Origin of the sequence: Shinella sp. H4-D48 (assembly GCF_022637395.1) — a bacterium.
GTDB classification, from domain to species: domain Bacteria; phylum Pseudomonadota; class Alphaproteobacteria; order Rhizobiales; family Rhizobiaceae; genus Shinella; species Shinella sedimenti.
This window is the reverse complement of sequence record NZ_CP093337.1, coordinates 3,366,422-3,381,319: the sequence shown is the minus strand read 5'-3', so window position 1 is coordinate 3,381,319 and position 14,898 is coordinate 3,366,422. Positions and strand designations below refer to the sequence as shown.

At 64.2% G+C, this 14,898-nt stretch carries 17 protein-coding genes and 1 tRNA gene; 7 read left to right on the top strand and 11 right to left on the bottom strand.

Annotated elements, in window-relative coordinates; all coding sequences use genetic code 11:
• Positions 1–86 precede the first annotated feature (86 nt).
• From MNR02_RS16690 to MNR02_RS16675, 4 genes are all read left to right on the top strand, one after another.
• Positions 87–1,316, top strand: a complete 1,230-nt coding sequence (locus tag MNR02_RS16690; protein WP_241948904.1) for a phosphopentomutase — start codon at positions 87–89, stop codon at positions 1,314–1,316.
• Between the two features lie 8 nt (positions 1,317–1,324).
• Positions 1,325–2,281, top strand: a complete 957-nt coding sequence (locus tag MNR02_RS16685) for an adenosine deaminase (protein ID WP_371746757.1) — start codon at positions 1,325–1,327, stop codon at positions 2,279–2,281.
• Between the two features lie 103 nt (positions 2,282–2,384).
• Complete coding sequence (gene upp / locus MNR02_RS16680) at positions 2,385–3,014, top strand: uracil phosphoribosyltransferase (RefSeq protein WP_241599432.1); 630 nt, start codon at positions 2,385–2,387, stop codon at positions 3,012–3,014.
• A gap of 124 nt (positions 3,015–3,138) precedes the next feature.
• Entirely contained in the window at positions 3,139–3,678 is a 540-nt protein-coding gene (locus MNR02_RS16675; RefSeq protein ID WP_241947569.1) for a TIGR02281 family clan AA aspartic protease, read from the top strand.
• On the opposite strand, the gene deoA is transcribed toward MNR02_RS16675, so the two are convergent.
• Genes deoA through MNR02_RS16645 form a run of 6 tightly spaced genes read right to left on the bottom strand, consistent with a single transcriptional unit; the run spans position 3,668 to position 9,813 of the window.
• On the bottom strand, positions 3,668–4,981 hold the full coding sequence (gene deoA, locus MNR02_RS16670; RefSeq protein WP_241948903.1) for a thymidine phosphorylase: 1,314 nt from the start codon (positions 4,979–4,981) through the stop codon (positions 3,668–3,670). The genes MNR02_RS16675 and deoA overlap by 11 nt on opposite strands.
• Position 4,982: 1 nt before the next feature.
• Positions 4,983–5,783 carry a purine-nucleoside phosphorylase gene (locus MNR02_RS16665; RefSeq protein ID WP_241947568.1) on the bottom strand — a complete coding sequence of 267 codons (801 nt, stop codon included), beginning with the start codon at positions 5,781–5,783 and terminating at the stop codon, positions 4,983–4,985.
• Entirely contained in the window at positions 5,780–6,172 is a 393-nt protein-coding gene (locus MNR02_RS16660; protein WP_241599442.1) for a cytidine deaminase, read from the bottom strand. The genes MNR02_RS16665 and MNR02_RS16660 overlap by 4 nt, the downstream gene beginning before the upstream one ends.
• 1 nt (position 6,173) lies before the next feature.
• The gene (locus tag MNR02_RS16655) at positions 6,174–7,145 is read right to left on the bottom strand and encodes an ABC transporter permease (protein ID WP_241947567.1); all 972 of its coding nucleotides are present in this window, start codon (positions 7,143–7,145) and stop codon (positions 6,174–6,176) included.
• A gap of 2 nt (positions 7,146–7,147) precedes the next feature.
• Entirely contained in the window at positions 7,148–8,281 is a 1,134-nt protein-coding gene (locus MNR02_RS16650; protein WP_241947566.1) for an ABC transporter permease, read from the bottom strand.
• Entirely contained in the window at positions 8,278–9,813 is a 1,536-nt protein-coding gene (locus MNR02_RS16645; RefSeq protein ID WP_241947565.1) for an ABC transporter ATP-binding protein, read from the bottom strand. Before MNR02_RS16645 ends, MNR02_RS16650 begins: the two co-directional genes overlap by 4 nt.
• A 157-nt stretch (positions 9,814–9,970) precedes the next feature.
• Between MNR02_RS16645 and MNR02_RS16640 the strand changes: the two genes are divergently transcribed.
• The gene (locus tag MNR02_RS16640; protein ID WP_134650449.1) at positions 9,971–10,195 is read left to right on the top strand and encodes a SlyX family protein; all 225 of its coding nucleotides are present in this window, start codon (positions 9,971–9,973) and stop codon (positions 10,193–10,195) included.
• A 94-nt stretch (positions 10,196–10,289) separates the two neighbouring features.
• Here MNR02_RS16640 and MNR02_RS16635 read toward each other — a convergent pair whose 3' ends face one another.
• The 3 genes from MNR02_RS16635 to MNR02_RS16625 all read right to left on the bottom strand — a co-directional run bounded on the left by MNR02_RS16635 (position 10,290) and on the right by MNR02_RS16625 (position 12,523).
• A complete protein-coding gene (locus tag MNR02_RS16635; RefSeq protein WP_241947564.1) occupies positions 10,290–11,282 on the bottom strand; it encodes a BMP family protein in 993 nt (330 codons plus the stop codon).
• Between the two features lie 227 nt (positions 11,283–11,509).
• Entirely contained in the window at positions 11,510–12,160 is a 651-nt protein-coding gene (gene msrA / locus MNR02_RS16630) for a peptide-methionine (S)-S-oxide reductase MsrA (RefSeq protein WP_241947563.1), read from the bottom strand.
• A 42-nt stretch (positions 12,161–12,202) separates the two neighbouring features.
• Complete coding sequence (locus tag MNR02_RS16625) at positions 12,203–12,523, bottom strand: hypothetical protein (RefSeq protein WP_241599456.1); 321 nt, start codon at positions 12,521–12,523, stop codon at positions 12,203–12,205.
• 221 nt (positions 12,524–12,744) lie between these two features.
• Here MNR02_RS16625 and MNR02_RS16620 point away from each other — a divergent pair.
• A tRNA-Ser gene (locus tag MNR02_RS16620) sits at positions 12,745–12,834 on the top strand.
• A 104-nt stretch (positions 12,835–12,938) separates the two neighbouring features.
• Here the strand turns inward: MNR02_RS16620 and MNR02_RS16615 are convergent.
• Entirely contained in the window at positions 12,939–13,946 is a 1,008-nt protein-coding gene (locus tag MNR02_RS16615) for a hypothetical protein (RefSeq protein WP_241947562.1), read from the bottom strand.
• Positions 13,947–14,071: 125 nt separating this feature from the next.
• Between MNR02_RS16615 and MNR02_RS16610 the strand changes: the two genes are divergently transcribed.
• Positions 14,072–14,536: a DUF3597 domain-containing protein gene (locus MNR02_RS16610; RefSeq protein WP_241599461.1), complete on the top strand. Its 465-nt coding sequence runs from the start codon at positions 14,072–14,074 to the stop codon at positions 14,534–14,536.
• Between the two features lie 133 nt (positions 14,537–14,669).
• Here the strand turns inward: MNR02_RS16610 and MNR02_RS16605 are convergent, their stop codons facing one another.
• Positions 14,670–14,873 (bottom strand): CsbD family protein, encoded by a 204-nt coding sequence (locus MNR02_RS16605; RefSeq protein ID WP_203317212.1) that lies wholly within the window; start codon positions 14,871–14,873, stop codon positions 14,670–14,672.
• Between the last annotated feature and the right edge of the window lie 25 nt (positions 14,874–14,898).

Sequence of the window (14,898 nt, the reverse complement as noted above, 5' to 3'; positions counted from 1 at the left end):
GCTATCCGTTTCACCGCGCGATTTCGCTTGAACCGCCTGTCATGGCCGTGTCATGTCACCCGAATGCGGGCAGATAGTGGGTGACCATGGCAAGAGCCTTTCTCTTTGTTCTCGATTCCTTCGGCATCGGCGGCGGCCCGGATGCGGCCGCGTTCGGTGACCTCGGCGCCGACACGCTCGGGCATATCGCGGAATTCTGCGCTGCCGGTGCCGGCGACCGGCAGGGGCTGCGTCAGGGCCCTCTGAAGCTTCCCAACATGTCGGCACTCGGTCTGCTGCATGCCGCGCGCGCGGCAACGGGCAGCTTTCCCATCGGCATGGACGTGCCGCAACGCGTCTTCGGTTATCACGGCGCGGCCAGCGAGGTCTCGAACGGCAAGGACACGCCGTCGGGTCACTGGGAAATCGCCGGCACGCCCGTCACCTTCGACTGGGGTTACTTTCCCGCCGAGGGTGATGCTTTCGAACCCGATCTGGTCGCGGCCATCCGTGTGGCCGGCAAGGTGCCCGGCATCCTCGGCAACTGCCATGCGTCAGGCACGGATATCATTGCGCGCCATGGCCTCGAGCACATGCGCACCGGCAAGCCCATCTGCTACACCTCGATGGATTCCGTCTTCCAGGTCGCCGCGCATGAGGGGACTTTCGGGCTGGAGCGGCTGCTCGCCTTCTGCGAAACCGTGCGGAAGATCCTCGACGAGCGGCCGGGCGGGCGCATCGGGCGGGTCATTGCGCGTCCCTTCGTCGGCGAAAGCCCGGAGCATTTCAGACGCACCGGAAACCGTCGCGATTATTCCGTGCCGCCGCCGGAACTGACCCTGCTCGACAGGCTGACGGAGGCCGGCCGCACGGTGCACGCCGTGGGCAAGATCGGCGATATCTTCGCCCATCAGGGCATCGGCACACTGACCAAGGCCGACGGCAACATGGCGCTGCTCGACGGGACATTGCGCGTGATGGACGAGGCGAAGGACGGCGATCTCGTCTTCGCCAATTTCGTCGATTTCGACATGCTCTACGGCCATCGCCGTGACGTCGCCGGCTACGCGGCGGCGCTCGAGGCCTTCGATAGGCGCCTGCCGGAGGTGGACCGCAAGCTGAAGCCGGGCGATCTCGTCATCCTGACGGCCGATCATGGCTGCGACCCCACCTGGCGCGGCACCGACCACACGCGCGAGCGTGTGCCGATCCTGAGCTTCGGACCCGGCATCCGTTCCCGGCTGATCGAGACCCGCACCACCTTCGCCGATATCGGTGAAAGCATCGCCCGCCATCTCGGCATCGCGCCCGGCAAGCATGGACGGAGTTTTCTGTGACGACATCCATGCCCAAGGCCGAACTGCACTGCCATATCGAAGGGGCCACGCCGCCGGCACTCGCGCTGTCACAGGCCGCGCGCTACGGCATCGATACGTCCGCCTTCATCCGCGACGGCGCCTATGCCTGGCAGGATTTCACGAGCTTCGTGCAAAGCTACGACGCGACCGCCAACCTCTTCCGCACGGAGGAGGATTACGCGCTGCTTGCCGAAACCTACCTGACGGAGATCGCGCAGGCCGGCGCCATCTACAGCGAACTGATCGTTTCGCCGGACCAGGGCGACGCGATCGGGATCGGGGCAGACGCCTATATCGCCGGCCTCGCCGAGGGGGCGCAACGGGCGAGGGCGAAAACGGGTATCGAGACGCGGTTCATCATCGTCGGCATCAGGCATTTCGGGCCGGAGCGCGTGGTAAAAGCCGCGGAATATGCCGCGCGCCGGCCCCATCCGCTGATAACGGGCTTCAACCTTGCCGGCGAGGAGCGCATGCACCGCGTGGCGGATTTCGCCCGCGCCTTCGATATCGCCCGTGACGCGGGCCTCGGCATCACGATCCACGCGGGCGAGCTCTCGGGCGCCTTCAGCGTGCGCGATGCGCTGGATCATGTCCGCCCGTCGCGCATCAGCCACGGCGTGCGCGCCATCGAGGACGCCGACCTCGTAAGGCGGCTGGCCGAAGAGGGCGTGGTGCTGGAAGTCTGCCCGGGCTCCAATGTGGCGCTCGGCGTCTTCCCGGATTTCGAGAGCCATCCGCTGCGCGCCCTGCACGCGGCCGGCGTACGTGTCACGCTCAACTCGGACGATCCGCCCTTCTTCCACACCTCGCTTGCCCGCGAATACGAGGTTGCCTCCACCGTGATGGGCTTCAGCGATGTAGAAATCCTCGGCGTGACGCGGACGGCGATCGAGGCGGCCTTTGTCGACGAGCCCACGCGCCAGAGGCTTCTGGCAGCACTTTGAGGCAAGCCGGCTGGGGATGTTGCCTGGCTCCCGCTGTCTTCACTTGCGGGCCCGCGCCGTTCCGTGGAAAAAGAAGCGTTCAGATATTTTCGGAAGGTTGGCCATGGACGGCGTCACAGTCATCGATCACCCGCTCGTGCAGCACAAGCTGACCATCATGCGCAAGGAGGAGACGTCGACCGGCAGCTTCCGCCGCCTGCTGCGCGAAATCTCCACGCTGCTCTGTTATGAAGTCACGCGCGATCTGGAACTGACGACCGCACGCATCAAGACGCCGCTCGAGGAGATCGATGCGCCGGTGCTGGAAGGCAAGAAGCTCGTCTTCGCCTCCATCCTGCGCGCCGGCAACGGCCTGCTCGAAGGCATGCTGGAACTGGTGCCGTCGGCCCGCGTCTCCCATATCGGCGTATATCGCGATCACGAGACGCTGGAAGCGGTCGAATATTTCTTCAAGGCGCCCGATAGCATCGACGAACGCCTCGTCATCGTCGTCGATCCGATGCTGGCGACCGGAAATTCGGCGATTGCCGCCATCGATACGCTGAAGAGCCGCGGCGCGACGAATATCCGCTTCCTCTGCCTGCTGGCGGCGCCCGAGGGCATCAAGAGCTTCCGGGCACATCACCCCGACGTGCCGGTCTATACCGCGTCCATCGACCGCCAGCTCAATGAAAAGGGCTATATCGTGCCCGGCCTCGGCGATGCCGGTGATCGCATGTACGGCACGAAGTAGGCGTTAACCGCCGCTTTACCAAGTCGAGCGAAGATCGTGGAGAGGGGTGCCGCCAGGCGCCCCTTTTTGCCGTCCGTTAGCCGATGCTGTGCTAGTTCGGGACAAGTTGTTCCGGAGACCGGCCATGTTTGTTCGAAGCCTCGTCCTTCTTGTCGGCGGCGTGCTTGCCGCCGCGGCCTTCGTGCCAGACCTTGCCAGCCGTTATGTCGGCGAAACGCAGACCCCGACGCCCGAGGCCAGGGTGGAAACCGCTTCGGTGCAGCCGGGGCAGGGTGCCGCGCGCTATACCGGCAACCGCAGCGCCACGATCAATGCCGATGCGGGCGGTCATTTCACCGGGCTTTTCGCCATCAATGGCCGCAAGGAACAGGGCATGGTCGATACCGGCGCCAGCATGGTCGCCATCAATGTCTCGACCGCCCAGCGCCTCGGCATCGACAGGGCCGATCTCGACTTCCGCTACGCTGTGGATACCGCCAACGGCAAGGCGCGCGCGGCTTACATCCGTCTCGACAAGGTCGAAATCGGCCCGGTGCGCATGGACAATGTCGGCGCCATGGTTCTCGATGACAAGGCGCTATCAGGCACGCTGATCGGCATGAGCTTTCTGAAGGGTCTCTCGTCCTACAGGGTCGAGGACGGCAAGCTGCACCTCACGCGCTGACGCGCGACAGTATCTCGGCTGCCGGCGCCGGTGGCTCGGGGCTTATCCGGTAGAGCGCCGTCAGCCGTTGGACTGCACGGTCGGCATCTGCGTCGGTTGCCGCGTGAACGCGACCGATCACGTCGCCCTTCTCCACTTTCGCACCCAGCGGCAGAAGGCCGTCGAAGCCCACCCGGTGGTCAATGACGTCATCCGGCCGGCTGCGCCCGCCACCCAGTTCGATGACGGCCAAGCCGATGCCGCGGGTGTCGCAGGCGGCGAGATAACCGGCCTGCGGTGCTGCCACCGGCCGGATGACGGGTGCGGAGACAAGATGTCGTTCCGCTCTATCGATGAGATCGGCGGGCCCGCCAAGCGCGTGCACCATGCGCGCGAAGGTCTCGGCCGCCGCGCCGCTCGCCAGCACCCCGGCCGCCTTGGCTGACGCGGCCTCGACATTCGTTTCCAGACCTGATGACACGAGCATTTCCGCCGCGAAGGCCAGCACGATGCGCTCGAGCCGCGTGCCGGCCTTCTCACCCTTCAGGAAGGCGATGCAGTTGGCGATCTCGAGCGCATTGCCGGCGGCGTCCGCCAGCGGCTGGTTCATGTCGGTGATGAGCGCGGTGGTGCGCACACCGGCGCCATTGGCCACCTCGACCAGCGCACGGGCCAGGCTTTCCGCCTCGGCGGTATCCGCCATGAAAGCGCCGTTGCCGACCTTGACGTCGAGCACGAGGGACTGAAGCCCGGCCGCGAGCTTCTTGGAAAGGATGGAGGCGGTAATCAGCGGCACGGAATCGACCGTCGCCGTCACGTCGCGGATGGCATAGACGCGCTTGTCGGCGGGGGCGAGATCGCCGGTCTGGCCGATGATCGCGCAGCCGACATCCTTCACGGTTCGGCGGAAGCGTTCCGCCGAGGGCATGATCGTATAGCCCGGGATCGATTCCAGCTTGTCGAGCGTGCCGCCTGTATGACTGAGCCCGCGCCCGGAGATCATCGGCACGGCAAGCCCGCAGGCGGCGGCGATCGGCGCCAGCATCAGCGAGACATTGTCACCGACGCCGCCCGTCGAATGCTTGTCGGCAATCGGCCGGTCGATGTCGGGCCAGTCGAGCACATCGCCGGAATCGCGCATCGCAAGCGTCAGGGCGACGGTCTCGTCGCGCGTCATCCCGTTGAACCAGACCGCCATGGCGAGCGCGGCGACCTGTCCCTCGGACACGCTGCCCTCCGTCACGCCGGCAATGAAGGCGGCAATCTCCTCCCGGGAGAGCGCATCGCCGTTGCGCTTGCGGCGGATCGTCTCCTGCGGCAGCATCTCAGCCACCGCCGGCGATCATTTCGGCGAGAATGGCGGCAAGCCGCTTGCCGCCGATGGGCGCCATGTCCTTCGTCTCGTGGTGGCTGAGCTCATCGCCCGTCATTCCCGCACCGAAATTGGTGATGACGGAGGCGGCGGCGACCTTCAGGCCGAGATGACGCGCGATCAGCACCTCCGGCACGGTAGACATACCCACGGCGTCGGCGCCGAGCACGCGCGCCATGCGGATTTCGGCCGGCGTCTCGAAGCTCGGACCGGAGAACCACATATAGACGCCGTTCGAGAGCGGGATATCGAGCGTCTGTGCTGCCGCCTCCATGCGGGCGGCGAGGTCTGCGTCATAGGCATTGGTCATGCCGACGAAACGGTCGTCGCCGTCGAGGCCGACAAGCGGGTTGGTGCCGGAGAAGTTGATGTGGTCGGAAATCCGCATCACCGAGCCGGGCGGCATGTCGTCGCGCAGCGATCCGGCCGAGTTGGTGAGAACGAGTTCGGTGACGCCCAGCCCCTTCAGCACCTCGAGCGGTGCGCGCATGGCATTGGCGTCGCCGCGCTCATAGTAGTGCACGCGGCCCGACAGCATGATGACGGGCACGGCCCCGAGATAGCCGATGACCATCTCGCCGGCATGGCCGGACACCGAACTGACGGGAAAGCTCGGCAGGTCCGCATAGGGAATGCGGATGGCGTTCTCGACGGCATCCACGAGCGAGCCCAGGCCGGAGCCGAGCACGATGCCGTAGCGCGGTACGACGCCGCCGAGCCGGGCCAGCAGAAGGTCTGTTGCCGCGCCACTCATCCGATCACGTCCGTGCTGAAGCCGTGCGGCAGGAGTTCTTCCATGGTCATGGTCTTCTTCACGCCGGTCTCGTCGCACAGATAGATCGGCGTCGTCGCGCTGGCGAACTCCGCAATCTTCTGCCGGCAGCCGCCGCAGGGCGGGCAGAGCGGCAGCTTTTCGGCGATCACGGCCATCTCGACGATCTTCTTCGCGCCGCCCATGATCATCTGACTGATGGCGGTGGGCTCGGCGCACCAGCCCTGCGGGAAGGACAGGTTCTCGATATTGGCGCCGGCATAGATCTTTCCGTCCTCGGCGCGGATCGCCGCGCCCACGGGGAACTTGGAATAGGGGGCATGCGCAAAGGCCATCGCCGCGCGCGCCGCCTCGAACAGGTCATGGGACATTCTAGCGCTCCTTCACATAGGGCACGCCGCCGGCCTTCGGCGGAATGGCCTTGCCGATGAAGCCTGCAAGCAGGATCACGGTGAGGATATAGGGCAGTGCCTGCATCAACTGTACCGGCACCTTGCCGATCAGCGGGAAGGCATAGCCCTGGTAGCGGATGGCGAAGGCATCGAGGAAGCCGAAGAGCAGGCAGGCGAAGAGAATGTTTTTCGGCCGCCACTTGGCGAAGATCAGCGCGGCGAGCGCGATATAGCCCTTGCCGGCCGTCATGCCCTTGGTAAAGCCGGCGCCGGCGGCAAGCGACAGATAGGCGCCGGCGATGCCGCACAGGATGCCGCAGCAGATCACGCCGCGGTAGCGCAGCCAGATCACCGAAATGCCGGCCGTATCGACGGCACCCGGATTTTCGCCGACGGCGCGCAGGCGCAGGCCAAAGCGCGTGCGGTAGAGGATCCACCAGCTGACCGGCACCATCAGGAAGGCGAGATAGGTGAGCGGCGAATGGCCGGAAAGCAGGCCGGAATAGAGCGGTCCGAGGATCGGCACGTCGCGCACGGCATCGGCGAAGGGCAGCGTGACCGTGCCGAAGCGGCCGTCCGCCGAAAGGGCGGGCGTGCGCCCGCCCTGCCGGAACCACGCCTCGCCGAGGATGACGGTGGAGCCCGCCACAACGAAGTTGATGGCGACGCCCGAGACGATCTGGCTGCCGCGCTGGGTGATCGAGGCGTAGCCGTGCACCAGCGAGAGCAGAACCGACACGAGCACGGCGGCAAGCAGGCCCATATAGACCGACTGGCTGATATAGGCGACGCAGCCGGCGGCAAATGCCGCCCCCAGCATCTTGCCTTCCAGCCCGATGTCGAAAATGCCGGCGCGCTCGGTGAAGAGGCCGGCGAGTGCGGCGAGGATCAGCGGCGTGGAGAGGCGAACGGTCGATTGCGCCAGCTCGATGAAGACCTGAAAGACATCCATGATCAGGCTCCCTTCGTCACGGCGGCGTCGCGCGTCTTCGGCGACAGGCCCAGGATTACGCGGGTGATGGCCGGGCGGAACATGTGCTCCAGCGCGCCGGCAAACAGGATCACCAGACCCTGGATGATGACGATCATGTCGCGCGAGATCGAAGGCATCTCGAAAGAGATTTCCGCCCCGCCCTGGTAGAGCATGCCGAACAGCAGCGCTGCGGGAATGATGCCGGCCGGATGCGAGCGGCCCATCAGCGCTACCGCGATGCCGACGAAGCCTGCCCCCTGCACGAAATCGAGCTGCATGCGGAACTGCTCGCCCATGATCGGGTTCAGCGCCATCATGCCGGCAAGGCCGCCCGAGATCATCATGGCGATGACGATGATCTTGGCCTCCTTGATGCCGGCATAGCGGGCCGCCGCGGGGCTGTGGCCCATCGTGCGCATCTCGTAACCGAGACGCGTGCGCCAGATCAGCACCCACACGCCGAAGGCCGCGAGAAGAGCGAGCACGAACGAGATGTTGAACGGCGCCGAACCGACCGAAAGGCCGAAGATCGACATCAGCCAGTCGAGTTTCGGCAACTGGCCGCCCGTATCGAAGGTGCGGGTCTCCAGCGACATCGAGCCCATCGGCTTGAACACCCGGTTGAGCAGGTAGTTCATCAGGCTTGCCGCGATGAAGTTGAACATGATCGTCGTGATGACGATATGGCTGCCGCGCTTGGCCTGCAGCCAGCCCGGGATCATCGCCCAGAGCGCGCCGAAGAAGGCCGCGCCGACAATTGCGATCGGGAAGACGAGATACCAGGGCAGCGTGCGATCGAAGGCAAGGCACGCCAGCACCACGCCGATGCCGCCGATATAGGCCTGGCCTTCCCCGCCGATATTGAACAGCCCGCAGTGGAAGGCGACGGCGACGGCAAGGCCGGTGAAGATGAAGGTCGTCGTGTAGTAGAGCGTGAAGCCGATATATTCGCCGCGGCCGAAGGCGCCGTTCACCATGTGATAGGCGGCCTCCAGCGGACTTTCTCCGACGATCAGCACGACAAGGCCGGAAATCAGGAAGGCGACGGCGAGGTTCACCAGCGGGATCAGGCCGTATTCGGCCCAACCGGGCAGCTTCGCATAGGGAACACTCATTCAGCGGCCTCCTTGCGGCCTTCCACACCGGCCATCAGCAGGCCGAGTTCTCCTTCGGTGGCGTCGGGGGTACGCTCGCCCACCACGCGGCCGGCAAACATGACGAGGATACGGTCCGACAGCGCGCGGATCTCGTCGAGCTCGACGGAGACAAGCAGCACGGCCTTGCCCTGATCACGCATTTCGATGATGCGCTTGTGAATGAATTCGATGGCGCCGACATCCACGCCGCGCGTCGGCTGGCCGATGATCAGCACATCAGGATTGCGCTCCATCTCGCGCGCCAGCACGATCTTCTGCTGGTTGCCGCCGGAGAAGTTGGCGGTCTTGAGCCGCGGGTTGGGCGGGCGGATGTCGTAGGCGGCGATCTTCGCTTCGGCATCGGCGCGGATGGCGTCGACATCGAGCAGCATGCCCCTGCGGTATTTCGGATCGTCGTGATAGCCGAGGATCGCGTTTTCGCTTTCCTCGAATTTCAGCACGAGCCCGACATGGTGGCGGTCCTCCGGCACATGGGCGAGGCCGCGCCGGCGCAGGTCGGCCGGATCTGCATTGCCCGTCACGTCGATTTCCCTACCGCTCAGCAAAACCGTGCCGGACTTCGCGCGGCGGATGCCGGAAATCGCCTCCAGCAGCTCGGATTGCCCGTTGCCGGCAACACCCGCGATACCGACGATTTCGCCGGCCCGGATGTCGAAGGACACGTCGTCCACCATCGTCACGCCGCGGCCGTCGCGCACCGTCAGGTTCTTCACCGAAAGCTTGACGTCAGCGGGTTTCGCCTCGCCCTTCTCCACGCGCAGCAGAACCCGGCGGCCGACCATCAGCTCGGCCAGTTCCTCCACGGAGGTGTCTTTCGTCGTGCGCGTCGCCACCATCTCGCCGCGGCGCATGACGGACACCTCGTCGGTGATCGCCATGATCTCGCGCAGCTTGTGGGTGATGAGCAGGACGGTCTTGCCCTCGTCCTTGAGCTGGCGAAGGATGCGGAAGAGATGGTCGGCCTCGGCCGGCGTCAGCACGCCGGTCGGCTCGTCCAGAATGAGGATATCGGCCTTGCGGTAGAGCGCTTTCAGGATTTCCACGCGCTGCTGGATGCCGACCGGCAGTTCCTCGATCACCGCGTCTGGATCGACCTCCAGCGCATATTCCTTTTCCAGCCGCTTCAGCTCGGCGCGCGCCTTGGTGATGCCGGCATTGAGGATCTGGCTTTCCTCGGCGCCCAGCATGATGTTTTCCAGCACCGTGAAGTTTTCCACCAGCATGAAATGCTGGTGCACCATGCCGATGCCGGCGGCGATTGCCGCATTGGGATCACGGATTTTGATCGTCTTGCCGTCGATGATGATGTCGCCGTAATCGGCCTGGTAGAAGCCGTAGAGGATCGACATGAGGGTGGATTTGCCGGCGCCGTTTTCACCGATGATCCCGTGAATGGTGCCTTTGCGGACCTTCAGGTTGATGTTCCGGTTGGCATGGACGAGGCCGAAGCTCTTGTCGATGCCCTTCAGTTCGATTGCCAGTTCGCTCATGACGATCCACTCTGACGGGGATTTCAGGCCGACAGGCCGTTCTTCGGCCTGCCGTGTCGCAGTCTTGTTTCTTCCGCAGCGCTTGTCCAGTGCGATTGCGGCGCGGTGGCCTGCCCGCTATAGCTCATGCCGGCCGCATGAAGCCGAGAGGACAGCCATGACCGATCTTTCCGACGACACCGCCGATGCACGCATCGCCCGCCTGGAAGAGCATGTCGCCCACCAGGCCCATACGATCGAGGAACTCTCCGACCAGCTCGCCGAACAATGGCGTGTGGTCGAGCAGATCAGGACGAAGCTCGACCGTCTGACGGAGCGCTTTCTCATGCTGGAAGAAGGGTCTCGCGAGGCCCCGGCCATCACCCGCCCGCCGCATTACTGAGCCAGCAGCGCCGAAGCGGTTTGCGGAAAAAGGGGTCCGTGTCCGGAAACGGAATCGGCCCGTCTGCTTGGCGCAAACGGGCCGTCCGATACCCTTAGTAGGGGCAGGTCTCGTCCGACATGTAGTCGTGAACCTTCACCGTACCGGCGATGATGTCGGCGCGCGCCTTGTCGATGGCGGCCTTCATTTCCGGGGTGACGAGCGAGGCGTTGTTGTCGTCCATGGCGACGTCGACGCCGTTCTCCTTGAGGCCGAGCACGTTGATGCCGGGCTGGAACTTGTCGTCCTTGGCCGACATGAAGGCGTCGTAGACGGCGACATCCACGCGCTTGACCATGGAGGTCAGCACCTTGCCCGGATGCAGGCCGTTCTGGTTGGAGTCGACGCCGATGCCGAGCTTGCCGGCGTCGGCCGCAGCCTGCAGAACGCCCACGCCCGTGCCGCCGGCTGCGTGGTAGACCACGTCGGAGCCCTGGTCGAACTGCGACTTGGCGATTTCACCGCCCTTGACAGGGTCGTTCCAGGCGTCCGGCGTCGTGCCGGTATAGGCTTCGAGCACGTTATAGTCGGCGCCGAGCGACTTCGCGCCGCCGATATAGCCGCAGGCGAATTTGTGGATCAGCGGAATGTCCATGCCGCCGACGAAGGAAACGGTCTTCGACTTGGAGGCCATGCCCGCCATAATGCCGGCGAGCCACGAGCCTTCCTCTTCCTTGAAGACGACCGAGCGCACGTTCGGCTTGTCGACGACCATGTCGATGATGGCGAACTTGGTGTCGGGATATTCGGCTGCGACCTTCTCAAGCTGCGCAGCCCAAGAGAAGCCGGCCATCACGATCGGGTTGTTGCCGTCGCCGGCGAAGCGGCGTAGCGCCTGCTCGCGCTGGGCATCGTTGGCGATCTCGAATTCGCGGTATTCGATGCCGGTCTCGGTCTTGAACTTTTCCGCGCCGTTATAGGCTGCTTCGTTGAAGGATTTATCGAACTTGCCGCCGAGATCGTAGATGATCGCGGGCTTGATATCCGCGGCGAAAGCGCTCGCCGACATGGCAGCGGTGGCAAGAAGGGTGAGAAGGGTTTTTTTCATTGTGCAGCCCTGTTCGCTATTGATCTTATAGGGACCTTCCGGGCTGCGCCTCACGCAGCGCGCACCGAAGTCACCGACCCTTTCCCTTGGGTCAGGCTGGTGGCATCCTTGCACGGCGCCAGCAAAAATTCACCAGAAATTTTTCAGTTGGTAAAAATACCGACCGCCGCCAACAGGAATTTCAACCCGTTGGCGGCGGCGCGTGTCCAGGATGTATTTGGCGGCTGTCAGCCGATGGCGCAGGCGACGCCCGTGCCGCGCAGTCCGCAATAGCCACCCGGATTCTTGGCGAGATACTGCTGGTGCTCCTCCTCCGCAAAGTAGAGCGGGCCCGCCTTGCCGATCTCGGTCGTGATGCGGTCCGGCCGCCCGGCGGCGTCGAGCGCCTTCTGGTAGGCGTCGCGGGCCTGGCGCGCGACGGCAAGATCCGCCTCGTCGTCGAGATAGATCGCCGAACGATAGGTCGTGCCGACATCGTTGCCCTGGCGCATGCCCTGGGTGGGGTCGTGCGCCTCGAAGAACGCCTTCAGCAGCGTCTGGAGCGAGACTTCGGCAGGATCGTAGACGACGAGCACGACTTCCGTGTGCCCCGTCAGGCCTGTCGTGGTCTCACGATAGGTCGGGTTCGGCGTAAAACCGCCGGCATAGCCCACCGCGGTAACCCACACGCCGGGGATCTGCCAGAGCAGGCGCTCGGCCCCCCAGAAGCAGCCCATGCCGAGCAGCACGGTCTTGTACCCCGCCGGATAGGGCCCTTTGAGCGGGTGGCCGTTGACGAAATGGGTAACGGCAGTCGGAATAGCGTTCTCGCGGCCGGGCAGGGCTGCCTCCGGCGCGGGCATGACGGACTTCTTGCTGAACATGTCGATGTTGAACATGGTGGCCTCCTGGCCGGGCCGCTTTCGTCGCGGCGGTTTGTGTCAGGCGGTGAAGCGGCCGGCAATGGGCGGCCGCTTGTAGGCGATGATCCAGAAGAACAGCGAAACGGCGAGCAGCACGACAAAGGCCGGCTGCGACAGCACCCACATCGCCGCGGGGTCCCAGACATAGGGATGGAGATGGCGCATGATGCCATCGGCGACAAGGGCGATCGTATCGGGGCTCGCGGTGCTCCAGGCAACGGCAAGCGGCGTGAGCACAGGCTCTGAGGCCGACACGGACTGGATCGCATCGATCGTTCCCGCCATGACGGCAACCACGAGGGCAAACAGGCTGATCGCCTTCAGGATGAACCGTATCATCGACCTTACTCCGCGCGCGGTTTCCGCTCCGCTTCTCCGGCTTCCATAGATAAGAAGGCGGCGGGCCCTGCGCAATCCCTCGGGCTTTGGCGAAGAACCTTCAAAAATCTGTCAGAAAGCGGTTGATCCCTCGCCAAACCTCGGTATATATCGCGCCGTCTCGCAGAGCTTGAAAAAGCCGAAGCGACCCGCGCCGGACTGACCGTCGGCGACGAGCGGACGGACAGGTGGCCGAGTGGTTGAAGGCGCACGCCTGGAACGCGTGTATAGGGGAAACTCTATCGAGGGTTCGAATCCCTCTCTGTCCGCCATTTTCCCTCCATAGCCCTCCTTACCGCAATCGCAGCGACCCCCCACTCACCGGCTGCGAAAGCAAGCCGCGTCATATACGCCTCTCCAGGTCCGGCGGGAGTGCTCAGGCGAGAGCGGCACGGACGATTGCGCGATCCCTCCGGCGTTCCGTTGCCGACAAGCGAAAGGCACGTTGCATCCGCAACGGTTCCGTATCCTCGATCCTGCGGGCCAGTGCCCGGTCTTCCCGGTCGGCCCAAGCCCACAGGCGCATCAGCCGGTCGTCGGTCACGATCTGCCGAAGAGCGTCCAGTGCGAGCCGGTCCAAAGCGCGGATACCGTTGCGCAGCAAGGATTCGTCGGTGGCATCGTCCAGAACATAGTAGGCAGCTTCATCGACGAGATGCTCGTGGATCGTGAGATCGACCAGAACGGCCCGCGCCCGTGTCGAGTTCGCTCGTGCCAACCAGGAAAACAGATCGAAAGGGTCGACCCTGAGCATCAGGAGCGCTTCAACGATGCGTGCGGACACTGAGCTGTCCATGTCCCGGCCCGGCCTGCCCATCACGCGTTCGAATGGCACGGGATCGCCGCCATCGAACCAGTTTGAGGCGGCGCTGGAGAACAAGGCGCGCAGGCCATCCTGTTCCTCCTTCGGCCAACGCCAGAGCCCAAGTTGCATGGCGCCTTCCATCGGAGAATAATCATGCTCGGCGTTCAGGAATATCAGTTCCAGCCCGCGGGGCAGCCAATGCAGGAACGTGTCGCGGCCACCGGAGCAGTTCGGATGTTCGAAGTAGATCTGCGCGAAGCTTTCGAGCGCGGCGCGACGCGGATCGCCCGCATTTCGCGTTCGCGCCTCCGCCTCGGGCGTAAAACATTGGCGGCACCAGCCCCAATTCGGACGGTACCGGGAGAAAATCCCGTAGAGGTGCGAGAGGCAGCGACCGGCATCGGGAGGATTGCGATCGAAGCGATACAGGGTTTGCTCGACCTGACGCTCTGATGGGCGTTGAAGATGCTTCAAGGAGCGGGCGTCCCAAACGCACGATGGATCACGGCATAAGGCGATGAAACGTTCATTTGTTCTCCGCACAGAGGCATTGCCTGCTTTCCGTCGATGATCGCTCAAAAGCGGTTTGATCGCAAACCACTCCTGAAATCCATCACCTGTGACCTGACGCCTTGTCGCGGATGGGTGACCGCTATACTTCTTTCAAACGCCTCATGAGGAGGTCGACGACGGAAGGAACCGCCATGGGAATTTTCAGCTCCATCAAGGAAAAGCTTTTCGGCAAGGCGGCACAGCCGGCCGCAGTCGAAACCGCATCGAAGACGACAATCGGGGGCGCCGGCGTGGCGCCGGCGACCGCGGATGTTTCGGCCACGCCTTCTTTGAAGGACGACGCCACCGGCACGCTTGGGGGCACGCCCGCGGCGACGCCGCAATCGGTCCAGACGGGCAATGTCGACGTGGCCGCCATTCTCGACGACGCCGTTGCCAAAAACGGTCAGAAGCTGGACTGGCGCCACTCGATCGTCGATCTGATGAAGGCACTCGGCATGGATGCCAGCCTTGCCGAGCGCAAGGAACTCGCGGACGAGCTCGGCTACACCGGCGACAAGGGCGACTCGGCTGCGATGAACATGTGGCTCCACAAGGCGCTGTTGAAGGCGCTCGCCGACAACGGCGGCAAGGTGCCCGCCGAACTGCTCGACTGAGACCCGTACGCATCTGCCACCCGCCCGCCAGGGCGGGTGGTGCCGGACAAGACTATGTCCATTTCGCCAACAGCAAAAAACCGCTCACCTTTGAGGCGAGCGGTCAAATGTGCTGAACATCATCGGAGCGGGATTACCAGCTCTGGCGACCGTACCAGTCGTCGATGTCTTTCTTGGTCTGATCCTTGGCGTAGCCGTAACGCTCCTGGATCTTGCCTTCCAGCTGGTCGCGCTTGCCGTCGATGACATCGAGATCGTCGTCCGTGAGCTTGCCCCACTGTTCCTTGATCTTGCCCTTGACCTGCTTCCAGTTACCTTCGACGCGATTCCAGTCCATTTTTCTCTCCTGTTTAGGATCGTGA

Excerpts from the sequence above, each read along its gene's own strand:
- MNR02_RS16660 (WP_241599442.1), bottom strand. The coding sequence starts at position 6,172 with ATGTCCCATGACCTGTTCGAGGCGGCGCGCGCGGCGATGGCCTTTGCG.
- MNR02_RS16605 (WP_203317212.1), bottom strand. The coding sequence starts at position 14,873 with ATGGACTGGAATCGCGTCGAAGGTAACTGGAAGCAGGTCAAGGGCAAG.
- msrA (WP_241947563.1), bottom strand. The coding sequence starts at position 12,160 with ATGTTCAACATCGACATGTTCAGCAAGAAGTCCGTCATGCCCGCGCCG.
- MNR02_RS16650 (WP_241947566.1), bottom strand. The coding sequence starts at position 8,281 with ATGAGTGTTCCCTATGCGAAGCTGCCCGGTTGGGCCGAATACGGCCTG.
- MNR02_RS16665 (WP_241947568.1), bottom strand. The coding sequence starts at position 5,783 with ATGAGTGGCGCGGCAACAGACCTTCTGCTGGCCCGGCTCGGCGGCGTC.
- deoA (WP_241948903.1), bottom strand. The coding sequence starts at position 4,981 with ATGCTGCCGCAGGAGACGATCCGCCGCAAGCGCAACGGCGATGCGCTC.
- MNR02_RS16610 (WP_241599461.1), top strand. The coding sequence starts at position 14,072 with ATGGGAATTTTCAGCTCCATCAAGGAAAAGCTTTTCGGCAAGGCGGCA.
- MNR02_RS16690 (WP_241948904.1), top strand. The coding sequence starts at position 87 with ATGGCAAGAGCCTTTCTCTTTGTTCTCGATTCCTTCGGCATCGGCGGC.
- MNR02_RS16635 (WP_241947564.1), bottom strand. The coding sequence starts at position 11,282 with ATGAAAAAAACCCTTCTCACCCTTCTTGCCACCGCTGCCATGTCGGCG.
- MNR02_RS16675 (WP_241947569.1), top strand. The coding sequence starts at position 3,139 with ATGTTTGTTCGAAGCCTCGTCCTTCTTGTCGGCGGCGTGCTTGCCGCC.
- MNR02_RS16640 (WP_134650449.1), top strand. The coding sequence starts at position 9,971 with ATGACCGATCTTTCCGACGACACCGCCGATGCACGCATCGCCCGCCTG.
- MNR02_RS16685 (WP_371746757.1), top strand. The coding sequence starts at position 1,325 with ATGCCCAAGGCCGAACTGCACTGCCATATCGAAGGGGCCACGCCGCCG.
- MNR02_RS16625 (WP_241599456.1), bottom strand. The coding sequence starts at position 12,523 with ATGATACGGTTCATCCTGAAGGCGATCAGCCTGTTTGCCCTCGTGGTT.
- MNR02_RS16645 (WP_241947565.1), bottom strand. The coding sequence starts at position 9,813 with ATGAGCGAACTGGCAATCGAACTGAAGGGCATCGACAAGAGCTTCGGC.
- MNR02_RS16655 (WP_241947567.1), bottom strand. The coding sequence starts at position 7,145 with ATGGATGTCTTTCAGGTCTTCATCGAGCTGGCGCAATCGACCGTTCGC.
- upp (WP_241599432.1), top strand. The coding sequence starts at position 2,385 with ATGGACGGCGTCACAGTCATCGATCACCCGCTCGTGCAGCACAAGCTG.